The organism is uncultured Planktosalinus sp. (assembly GCF_963973675.1).
Lineage (GTDB): Bacteria > Bacteroidota > Bacteroidia > Flavobacteriales > Flavobacteriaceae > Planktosalinus.
Genome location: NZ_CAXBAN010000043.1, coordinates 1 through 10,431, shown reverse-complemented (window position 1 = coordinate 10,431; position 10,431 = coordinate 1). Strand labels below are relative to the sequence as shown.

At 34.9% G+C, this 10,431-nt stretch carries 10 protein-coding genes; 4 read left to right on the top strand and 6 right to left on the bottom strand.

The features are described 5' to 3' along the window. The first annotated feature begins 9 nt into the window (after nucleotides 1–9). The 4 genes from AACY61_RS02970 (at nucleotide 10) to tsaB (ending at nucleotide 4,534) form a co-directional block, all read left to right on the top strand. Entirely contained in the window at nucleotides 10–1,122 is a 1,113-nt protein-coding gene (locus tag AACY61_RS02970) for an efflux RND transporter periplasmic adaptor subunit (RefSeq protein WP_339610030.1), read from the top strand. Nucleotides 1,123–1,232: 110 nt separating this feature from the next. Continuing rightward, nucleotides 1,233–2,552, top strand: a complete 1,320-nt coding sequence (locus AACY61_RS02965; RefSeq protein ID WP_339610028.1) for a TolC family protein — start codon at nucleotides 1,233–1,235, stop codon at nucleotides 2,550–2,552. Between the two features lie 11 nt (nucleotides 2,553–2,563). Beyond that, complete coding sequence (locus tag AACY61_RS02960) at nucleotides 2,564–3,826, top strand: efflux RND transporter periplasmic adaptor subunit (protein ID WP_339610026.1); 1,263 nt, start codon at nucleotides 2,564–2,566, stop codon at nucleotides 3,824–3,826. A 48-nt stretch (nucleotides 3,827–3,874) separates the two neighbouring features. After that, complete coding sequence (gene tsaB / locus AACY61_RS02955; protein WP_339610024.1) at nucleotides 3,875–4,534, top strand: tRNA (adenosine(37)-N6)-threonylcarbamoyltransferase complex dimerization subunit type 1 TsaB; 660 nt, start codon at nucleotides 3,875–3,877, stop codon at nucleotides 4,532–4,534. Here the strand turns inward: tsaB and AACY61_RS02950 are convergent. The 6 genes from AACY61_RS02950 to AACY61_RS02925 all read right to left on the bottom strand — a co-directional run. After that, the gene (locus AACY61_RS02950; RefSeq protein ID WP_339610022.1) at nucleotides 4,531–5,223 is read right to left on the bottom strand and encodes a hypothetical protein; all 693 of its coding nucleotides are present in this window, start codon (nucleotides 5,221–5,223) and stop codon (nucleotides 4,531–4,533) included. The two genes, tsaB and AACY61_RS02950, sit on opposite strands and share 4 nt — an antisense overlap. Before the next feature lie 165 nt (nucleotides 5,224–5,388). Continuing rightward, nucleotides 5,389–6,099, bottom strand: a complete 711-nt coding sequence (locus tag AACY61_RS02945) for a hypothetical protein (protein WP_339610020.1) — start codon at nucleotides 6,097–6,099, stop codon at nucleotides 5,389–5,391. 22 nt (nucleotides 6,100–6,121) lie between these two features. After that, complete coding sequence (locus AACY61_RS02940) at nucleotides 6,122–6,958, bottom strand: mechanosensitive ion channel domain-containing protein (RefSeq protein ID WP_339610018.1); 837 nt, start codon at nucleotides 6,956–6,958, stop codon at nucleotides 6,122–6,124. A gap of 177 nt (nucleotides 6,959–7,135) precedes the next feature. After that, nucleotides 7,136–7,849: a hypothetical protein gene (locus AACY61_RS02935; protein ID WP_339610016.1), complete on the bottom strand. Its 714-nt coding sequence runs from the start codon at nucleotides 7,847–7,849 to the stop codon at nucleotides 7,136–7,138. Between the two features lie 187 nt (nucleotides 7,850–8,036). Next, the gene (locus tag AACY61_RS02930; RefSeq protein WP_339610014.1) at nucleotides 8,037–8,636 is read right to left on the bottom strand and encodes a hypothetical protein; all 600 of its coding nucleotides are present in this window, start codon (nucleotides 8,634–8,636) and stop codon (nucleotides 8,037–8,039) included. Nucleotides 8,637–8,638: 2 nt separating this feature from the next. After that, nucleotides 8,639–10,431: DUF255 domain-containing protein (locus AACY61_RS02925; RefSeq protein WP_339610012.1), on the bottom strand; the 1,793-nt coding region annotated here is incomplete at its 5' end.

The window sequence follows — 10,431 nt, the reverse complement described above, 5'->3', positions numbered from 1 at the left end:
TAAATACAAATGAAAAAATCGGTAACAATTCTTATTCTTATTCTCATTGTCATCACCTTTGTAGGTGCATTGTATTACTTGTACCAAAAAAATGCACAAGACCCCACAATTTATGAAACAGAAACCGCTCAAACAAAGACCATCATTAAAAAAACCGTTGCCACCGGAAGTATCGTTCCTAGGGATGAAGTGTTGATAAAACCTAACATTTCAGGAATCATAGAAGAAATTTACATAGAACCCGGCCAACTTGTAGAAACTGGTGACTTGATTGCCCGTCTGCGAATTGTACCCAATGTATCCAATCTGGCTAACACCAGAAACCAAATAAATTCAGCTCAAATTGCCTTAGACAATCAAAAGAAAAATTATGACCGCCAAAAAGCACTTTTTGAAAAAGGGGTGATCTCTGCCAATGAATTTGACCAGGCCGAAGTGGCTTACAAACAGGCAGAACAAACATTGATTGCAGCAAAACAAACCTTTGATATTGTAAAAACCGGAACAACCAGTGGCCTGGGAAGTGACGCCAATACCGATATAAGAGCGACTGTGCCGGGTATGATACTTGAAGTGCCCGTAAAAGTAGGAAATCAGGTAATAGAGTCAAACAATTTCAACGAAGGAACTACCATTGCAGCCATTGCCGATGTCAAAAAGATGATATTTGAAGGTAAAGTAGATGAATCTGAAGTGGGTAAACTAACTGAAAATCTACCTCTAGAAATCACTGTGGGAGCTATTGACAGTAAAGTTTTTGACGCAGTTTTGGATTATATTGCCCCAAAAGGAAATGCCGAAAATGGTGCCATCCAGTTTGAAATTAAAGGAACGATTAAAAACCTGGATTCTACTTTTATTAGAGCAGGATTAAGTGCCAATGCCTCTATCATTCTTGATAAAGCAGAAGATGTGCTGGCTTTAAAAGAAGGCCTTATTCAATATGACTCCAAGACCCAAAAAGCCTTTGTTGAAGTAGAAACCACCCCGCAAAACTTTGAAAGAAGAGAAGTAGAGCTCGGTTTAAGTGATGGGATGTTTGTGGAAATAAAAAATGGGATTACAATTGAAGATAAAATAAAAATTTGGAACCCAATTGTTTCACCGTTTTCAAATAGGTAAATTTTTTTGTAACAAATCAAAATACGTAGAGACTTATCAATTGCTATTGAAAAATTGTAAAATCAGCTAAGTCTTTTTTAGGAATCAACAACTATTAAAAAAGTATACAAGTGAGAAATATTATCTTAACAAGTTTGATTGCAGTGTGCACACTTTCAGTTTTTTCTCAAAACAAAAAGTGGACACTTGAAGAAGCGGTTGCTTATGCTATTGAAAACAACATCAGCATCAAGCAATCTGAACTGGAAGTAGATCAGGCAGAAATTCAAAAAGATGACGCTATAGGAAGGTTTTTACCTTCATTGAACGCAAGTGGAAGTATAAATTCAAATACAGGTGCTAATATAAACCCGGTTACTAACAGTTTTGAAAACACAACATTTGTCTCTTTTACAACCGGGTTTCAGTCAAACTTAACCTTATTTGACGGCCTTAGAAATATCAGACAATACCAAAGAGCTCAGCTGGATCAAATTGCAGCACAGTATCGTTTAGGCCAAATGAAAGATGATATTTCTCTCTTTGTGGCGAATGCATATTTGCAAATTTTATTTGAAAAAGAAAATTTAAAAATTATACAGTCACAAATTCAAATCACCAAAGATCAACTTCAACGGACAAATGAATTGGTAGATGCCGGGGTGGTTCCAAGGGGTGATTTGTTGGAGATAAAATCTACGTTGGCCAGTGATGAACAACGAATTGTGAGAGCCGAAAACCAAATTAGGATTGCACTGATCAACCTAGCTCAAATACTCTTGATAAAAGATTATGAGAATTTTGATATTGCCGACGCAGAGTATGAAGTTCCCCTTAATACAATTATGGAAAAACCGGTTGCAGAAGTTGTACAGGTAGCCAAAGAATCTCGTTTTGAAATTAAAATTGCTGAACAAAATTTAGACATTGCAGAAAAGGATCTGCAAATTGCAAGAGGAGCCTATTACCCAACACTTAGTGCATTTGCCGGTTACAATACCCGATGGGCTGACAATGACTTTCTGGGGCGCGATTTTATATCCCAACTCTATGAAAACGATGGTACTTTTTTTGGAGCACAATTACAAGTGCCAATTTTCAATGGGCTTGGTGTTCGTAACAATGTAAAAAGAAATAAGCTCAATATAGAACTGGCAAATTACAGAAAAGAACAAGCAGAGCTTGACTTGGAGTCCAATGTTTATCAAGCTTATACTGATGCACAAGGAGCCCTGAAAGCCCATGAAGCAGCCATCGCTGCTGAAGAGGCACAACAACTGGCCTATGAGTATTCACAGGAACGTTTTGAAGTCGGAATCATCAATTCATTTGAATTCAGTCAAGCTTTGTCAAGATTTGAAAATGCACAATCTGAAGCAATCAGAACGAAGTATGATTATATTTTTAAACTAAAACTTTTAGAGCTCTATTTTGGAGTCGCTCTTTATTAATCAAATAGGTCATGAATAAGAAAACAGGCATTATTATTTCAGTCATCGTAGTGGTGATTCTTGTATTGGTAATTGGAAAAAAGCAAGGCTGGTTTGGAAAATCAGGGAATTTTAAAGAAGTGGAAATTTCAAAAATTGAACCAATTACTATAATAGAAACCGTTGCTGCTACAGGAAAAATTCAACCCGAAACCGAAGTAAAAATATCTTCAGAAGTGTCTGGCGAAATCATTGAACTCCCTATTATCGAAGGACAACAAGTTAATAAAGGAGATTTGATGGTTCGTATAAACCCCGACTTATATCAATCGGGTTTACAACGCTCACAGGCAGCACTCCAAAACGTGAAAGCCGTTTACAATCAAACACAGGCATCCTTAAAAGAGGCAAAGTCCAACTACGACAGAAACAAAACCCTTTTTGAAAAAGGAATCATTTCAAAATCTGAGTGGGATCGAATTGAATCAGCCTATGAAAGTGCAAAAGCTTCTAATGAATCAGCTTATTTTAATATTCAAAGCGCCTCGGCAACAGTCAATGAAGCCAGGGACAATTTAGCAAGAACTACTATTTATGCCCCCATTGATGGCACTATTTCTAAATTGGACGTCGAACTGGGCGAGCGTGTGGTAGGAACACAGCAAATGGCAGGAACCGAAATATTGAGAGTTGCAAACCTCAATAGTATGGAAGTAGAAGTGGATGTAAATGAAAATGATATAGTAAAAGTAGCAATTGGAGATTCTACCATTGTAGAAGTAGATGCCTATTTAAGAAGGGAATTTAAAGGTGTTGTAACCTCAATTGCCAATTCTGCTGAAAGTGCTTTAACGGCAGATCAGGTTACAAACTTTAAAGTGAAAGTGAGAATCCTTCCCGAGTCGTACGATGATCTTGAGGAAGGTAAACCCGAAAACTATTCACCTTTCAGACCGGGAATGACAGCAACTGTTGATATCATCACAAACAAAAAAGAAAATGTTTTAGGGGTCCCAATCAGCTCTATTGTGATAAAAACAGATACAACTTCTGGCGGTGCTCCTAAAAAAACAACAGATGTCATTAACAACGAACGATTTGAATGTGTCTTTGTGAAAATTGGTGATGAAGCCAAGTTAAAAGTAATTGAAACAGGAATACAGGATAGCCAGTTTATTGAAATTACCAAAGGAATTGAAGATGGTGATGAGGTCATTACCGGTCCTTATAATACGGTTACTAAATCACTTAAGTCAGGCGATAAAATTGAAGTTTTGAAGACTGATAAAAGGTAATTTTATGATATTTAATTCTTTACTTTGCAGTATCAAAGTAAATGAACAATGGCATACATTCTCTGCTTAGAAACTACTACAACCAATTGCTCCGTAAGTATAGCCTTTAAAGGTAAAACAATTGCAATCAAAGAATTAAACACCCAGGGTTATTCTCATGCTGAAAGCTTGCACGTGTTTATTGATGAAGTGTTGAAAAGTGCAGGAATTTCAAAAAAAGAACTCAATGCAATTGCAGTAAGTGAAGGACCCGGTTCATACACAGGCTTACGTATTGGTGTTTCGGCTGCCAAAGGGTTTTGCTATGCGCTTGATCTTCCGTTAATTTCAATAGATACCCTCCAGGCATTATCAATGCAACTGAATGAAAAAGAAGTGGTTTACATCCCAATGCTTGACGCCAGAAGAATGGAGGTGTTTACAGCAGTATTTGATGAAAACTACAAGAAGATTGAAGAAACAAAAGCTTTGATTTTAAATGAAAATTCATTTATTGAATACCTTAACAAAGGAAAGGTTGTTTTTCTGGGAAATGCCAATGATAAACTCAAAACACTTTGTAAGCATTCCAATGCTACCTTCGTAGATGGCTTGCTTCCTTCAGCAAAAGAAATGGGATGGTTGGCCAACAGTAAGTACAAAAAAAGCGACTTTGAGAATGTCGCTTATTTTGAACCATTTTATTTGAAAGACTTTGTAGGGGGTTAATAGTTTTGGTTGTAATACTTAACCAGTTTGATTAAATCTTCATCGTCATTTGCGTTCAAGTCGTTTGACTTGGCATATTTTTTAAATTCTTTATAATTTTTTTTAGCAATTAGTTTTAACTTCCTGTTTTTGGAGTTGGGTAATTCTTCAATTGTTCCGTTTGAATCAACTAAATAATATTTGGTTTCATCAACAAGCCTGTTTGGGTGGTTTCCGGTCATCATATTAACAGATTGTGCACCTTCAACAAATTTTTTAGAAAGTTTTTTGTAAATAGATTTTTTTGCTCCTTCAACCAATACGTTATAATAACCGCCGGTTTCTCCGCTTGGTAACAAATAAGTATAAATAGCATCTCCAATTTTCACATAAACATCAGTTTTTTTCATTACAGCTAATATGTTGTCGTTGCTCTCATAGATAGAATTTTTTACTTGAAATTCATCATTCAAAGCATTGTAACGAAGTGCTACATCAGGAAACATTACACTGCTTTCATTCAATAAACTCCCTTTTTGGAATTCATCAGTAAGATAAGGGCTGCCTTTTGTGTTTTCGGGGTTGTACTTGGAAGCTCTGGTAGTGTAGTTTAGTAATTCTTTGGAGTTACTGTCTGAGTATTGTTGAGCTTTTGTTGAGGTTGGAAAAAGTATTAATGAGAGTACTATAAATGCTAATGGTTTAATCATTTCTTGAAAAATTATAGGTGTTTAAAAAATTGACAATTGCGAATATATATGTTTTAATTGGTTTGTGGTGTTAATTTCTTTCCATTAAAATGTTAAAATTAAACAGTTAAATACAAAAAAAGAAGAGGCTTTATGCTTCTTCTTTTGAGTTATTTTTGGTTAAATTTATAGTGAAGTATCTAAATAGCTTACTACTTTTATCAAGTCACCTTCGTTTTTTAAATCTAGATTTTTGGACTTAATGTAATTTTTTATTTCTTTTTCATTTCCTGAAAATAGCTTAGAAAACTTATTACTCTTGTCAGGCAATTCAATAAATTTTCCGTCACCTCTAACAATGTAATAAATTGGGTTGTCAATAAATTTTGCAGGCCTGTCTTTTGTCATTGATGTTTTAGCAGGTTGCTCGGGGACATATCTTTTATTGTATTTTTTAAATAAATCATAGCTTTCACCTCTCCTGAGAACTTCAAAATAACCACCTTTTTCTACCCCCCCTTGATAGGGTACAAAGACAAATACTTTACTTCCAATTCTGACATCAATCTCTGGTGACTTTAGAAGTGCACTCGACTCACTGTCAGGGGTTTCAAATTTTGGTTTAAATTCCATTTCGTCAACCAAAGCGTTGTATCTAAGTGGAACGTTTTCAGCTACCAGTTTGTTCTTATGATAAATCTCTCCAGCCAAATAATTATCATTTGTATAAGGACTTCCAATATAATTTAGAGTTTCTAAATCAATGTTTTCAAAGGTTGTGGTTTTCTGATACTTAAATTGTAGTAAATATTCAACCTGCTTTTGTTGAATGGGTTGTTGGGCAACCACTAATTGAAAACCAATAATAGCGATGATTGTTAATGTGAGTGTTTTCATGGAGTTGTTTTTAGAAATAAGATTATTTTTTAACTTCTAACTTGTCAAGGTTGAAGTGGTGTACATCTCTCTGTGGAAATGGAATTGAAATTCCGGCGCTTTCAAGTCTCGTTTTAGCCTCTTCAAGGGTGTAAAAATGGCAATCCCAAAAATGCTCATTCAACGCCCAAAACCGGGCAGATAAATTTACAGAACTGTCTGCCAACTCACCGACAAAGACAACGGGCTCAGGGTCTTTCAAAATGGTTTCTTGCTCTTTCATTAATTCAATCAAAACTTCTCTGGCCTTTTTAATGTCAGAATCATATGAAATGCCAATAGTGAGCACATCTCTTCGCTTTCCTTCAGATGTGTAGTTCACAATGTTGTCATTTGAAAGTTTCCCGTTGGGCAATACAACAAGTTGGTTATTAACAGTTAGTAGTTTTGTATAAAAAATGGAAATTTCTTTCACAGTACCACTTTCCCCTTGAGCTTCAATAAAATCTCCAACCTGCATTGGTTTAAATATCATCAATAAAACACCACCGGCAAAATTTGCAAGTGAGCCCTGAAGGGCAAGCCCTATAGCAAGACCCGCAGCACCAACAATTGCCACTAGCGAGGTGGTTTCAACTCCCAGTTGAGAAATTACAATAACAAAAAGTAAAATCTTTAAAGTCCATCCAATGATATTTAAAAGAAATATTTTGAGCGTGGGTTCCATTTCCCGTTTGGTAAATACCTTTCCTGCAAAACGCTTAAGGATTTTTATAAACCACAAGCCAAGTACAAGAATTAATAATGAAGTTAAGATGCTGGGTAAAAATTCTAAAAATTTTTCACCGTACTTTGAAATATATTCATTGATTAATTCCATAAAAAAAGTCGATTTTGATTTAAATATTTAGGGAGAATGATTTTTATCAAATTTAGTAATCAAACAGTTCAATTGCAAAAAATGATTCTAATCTTAGCAGTTTGTTAACAGCTTTATTGAGTTTATAGTAAGGGTAAGCAAGTCATTTTTAATAATTGTAGTATAACAATCTTTAAACTAAAGGATGCTGTTGTAATAACTAAAAATTTTGGCCATATCACCTTCATCTTTAATCGAAAGCTTGTGCTCTTTAATGTAATTTTCAACTTTTTTCTTTTCCGAACCAAAAGCATTTAAAAATTTTCTCTTGCTGGTGGTGAGCTCCAGAAAGCGTCCCTGTTTATTTACCATATAATAGGTGTCTGTTCTGTCAAACCGGGCAGGTTGATCCTGTTGGTAATTAGTTTCTGCAAATTTTTTCTCAATATAAGTGATACTTGATTTTTTATATAAATCATAGTGGTCGCCTTCGTGAAGCACTTTAAAATAACCACTCTTATCTTTTGAAACGGTGTTTAAAACATAAACATAGGTGTTACCAACAATGTTAATTATATAATCCGGAGATGTAGTCAACACATTTATATCGGTATCATTCGGCTGAAAGCTACTTTTTACCTCTATTTCATCAGAAAAAATGTTGTACCTCATTGGTATTTTGGAAACTTTCAACTCAGTGCCTTCAAAAAGGTTGCCGGGCTGAAAATAATCGACTTCATATGGAGAACCTTTTATGTTTTTTAAATCTTCTTCAGAAATACCGTATTGTTCAAAAAATATTTCTGCTTCAATTCTGGCATTTACAAGTTTGTTGTGGGCAGACTGATTAAATTGGCTGTATAAACTGATTGAAAATAAGGATAGTATCGCAGTGCTTAAGAATAATTTCATGTCTAATAGAATTTGATATTGTTTCAAATATAGCTAATATGTATTAATTAAAATAACTTCAAAAAGATTTAGAGTTGTGATTTATTAAGAAAATGTGCAATGTCTTTTAGAGATTGCTCTTCATTCAAGTCAAGATTCTTCTCTTTGATGTAATTCACAACATCTTTGTTGATTTTTTCAAATAGCGCTATTTTTTTCTTTTTGAACGGGGCAACTCGGTTAAGCTTTTATCTTTAATATAATAGGTAACATGATCATTAAACCTGTGGGGAAAGTCTTTTTCAAAGGAAGTTCGCGCAATTTTTCCTTCAACAAATTTTTTAGTGGTTTTTTTTAAGAGCTGCAGGGTATTGCCAGTCTGTAAAACTTCAAAGTATTGTAAATTTTCATTAGAATTGGGTTCTTTGAGAAGCAAGTATTTTTTGTCGTTAATATGAATAGTAAACTCAGGTGTTTTTTCGAGAATCATAATAAGTGAATCAGGCTCAGAAGTAGCGTGTTTCAGTTCCATAATATCATAATATGCATTGTATCTCATAAACAAAGGGCTAAATGTACTACCGTCTTGCTTATTGATATATGCCGGTTGAAATTTGTCATTTTCAAAGGGGCTGCCAATAACTTCAAGTCTCGGATATTGAGCTGTGGTTTTGGAGTTGCTGAGGTATAAAAAGTCGATATTTCGTCCATCAGGGCTTCTCCATTTGTTGAAATGCTCGACAGGCAACTGTGCAAAAACTTGAGAAACAATAAGTAAAAATGCAAAAAGAGTGAATATTGGTTTCATTTTTAATTGAATTTTATTGATGATATAACTTCTGAAAGCTTGGTTTCGGGTAAATTGCAAGCACCTTGAGTACACAAATAATAATTGGTTTTTTCTTTTTCAAACCGATTGTTAAAGAGTGGTAAATCACTTGGCTGAGAGGTTCCTGCCAATAATTTGTTAGGTATATAGTGTGCATTTAAAGCTGTGGATTTTTGATCTGCACCTTTCCCACAAATCACAACTTCATAAAACGGGTGGCTGAAGTTTAATTGAAAATCCAGCCAGTTTGAATACCCTTGTGGATAATTATTTATTTCAGCTTGAACAGAAGTTAACATTTGTTGTGATGTGTTAATTAGCTTAGTATCATCATAAAACGTGCCAAGCCAATATAAATTCTTGGCCATTACAGAATTTGACGACGGTATCACGTTGTCACGAACTTCAATGGGCCTTGATATCAATTGTTCGCCCGTACTTGAAGAATAGAAAAACATGCCCGATTCATTGTCAAAGAAATTCTCAATACAATTTGTGGTTAGTTTTTTTGCCCTTATTAACCAATGCATATCAAAAGTACATTCATAGAGTGCAATAAATGCAGCAATTAGATGAGCATGATCTTCTAAGAATGCTTCAGTATTTACTTTTCCACTGGTGTATGTGCGCTTGAGTTTTTGTTGGTCCTGCAATAATGTTTGAATTAAAAAAGTAGCATTTTTAAGGGCAATGTTTAAAAATTCTATTTCATTGAATACCTTGTAAGCATCTGTATAGGCTTTAATCATCATAGCATTCCAGGAGCAAATTATTTTGTTATCAAGTCTAGGACGGTTTTTTGTGGTTCTGTGTTGAAGTAAGCTTTGTATCCAATGTTTCTTTTTAGTTCTAAAATCGGCTTTGCTCAATTGTTGTTTTTGGCAAAATTCATCATCGCATTGAGTTCTGATAAGTACATAAAAGTTGTTTTCCCATTTTCCGAAGGAATTGATATTGTAATAATCAGAAAATAACTCATAATCTTCTTTGAGTTCTTCTTTGAGCTCTTCTTTCGTAAAAACGTAATAAGCCCCTTCCTCCAATACACCAAATGCATTAATGCTGTCTGCATCAAGCGCACTGTAAAATCCGCCTTCCTTTTTGCTTAGTTCGCGCTCAATAAAGTGAAGTGTTTGGAAAACCACTTCTTTAAACAAAGGGTTTTTATAAACTAAAAACGCATCACTGTAAAGGCTAACCAGTTGTGCATTGTCATATAACATTTTCTCAAAATGAGGAATATGCCAGCGCTCATCAACTGAATATCTTGAAAACCCGCCATTGATGTGATCGAAAATTCCGCCATAAGCCATTTTGGTGAGCGAAAGCTTGACATACTCAGATAACTGATGGTCCTTGGTTTGAAAAGCATATCGCAACAGAAAATGAAGGTTGTTGGGCATCATGAATTTTGGAGCTCCTTTTGATCCACCGTTTACTTGATCAAAATGGCGAGACCAGTTGTTTAAAAGCTTTTTATAATCAAAGCTTTTAAAATGAACTTGTTCATTGCTTTTGGAAATTAAATCCATCGTTTTGATTCCTTGTAGTAGTTTAGAAGCATATTCAGCAAGTGTTTCGGGTTGATTTTTGTGTAGATTTTGAAGTTGAAGCAAAACGTCTGTCCATTGATCTTTGTTGAGGTATGTAGCACCCCAAACAGGTCTTCCATCAGGAAGTGCAACTATGTTTAAAGGCCAGCCCCCGGACCCGGTCATAAGTTGCAAAGCATTCATATACACTTGATCAACATCAGGACGCTCTTCACGGTAGA

Excerpts from the sequence above, each read along its gene's own strand:
- AACY61_RS02940 (WP_339610018.1), bottom strand. The coding sequence starts at position 6,958 with ATGGAATTAATCAATGAATATATTTCAAAGTACGGTGAAAAATTTTTA.
- AACY61_RS02950 (WP_339610022.1), bottom strand. The coding sequence starts at position 5,223 with ATGATTAAACCATTAGCATTTATAGTACTCTCATTAATACTTTTTCCA.
- AACY61_RS02960 (WP_339610026.1), top strand. The coding sequence starts at position 2,564 with ATGAATAAGAAAACAGGCATTATTATTTCAGTCATCGTAGTGGTGATT.
- tsaB (WP_339610024.1), top strand. The coding sequence starts at position 3,875 with ATGGCATACATTCTCTGCTTAGAAACTACTACAACCAATTGCTCCGTA.
- AACY61_RS02930 (WP_339610014.1), bottom strand. The coding sequence starts at position 8,636 with ATGAAACCAATATTCACTCTTTTTGCATTTTTACTTATTGTTTCTCAA.
- AACY61_RS02970 (WP_339610030.1), top strand. The coding sequence starts at position 10 with ATGAAAAAATCGGTAACAATTCTTATTCTTATTCTCATTGTCATCACC.
- AACY61_RS02935 (WP_339610016.1), bottom strand. The coding sequence starts at position 7,849 with ATGAAATTATTCTTAAGCACTGCGATACTATCCTTATTTTCAATCAGT.
- AACY61_RS02945 (WP_339610020.1), bottom strand. The coding sequence starts at position 6,099 with ATGAAAACACTCACATTAACAATCATCGCTATTATTGGTTTTCAATTA.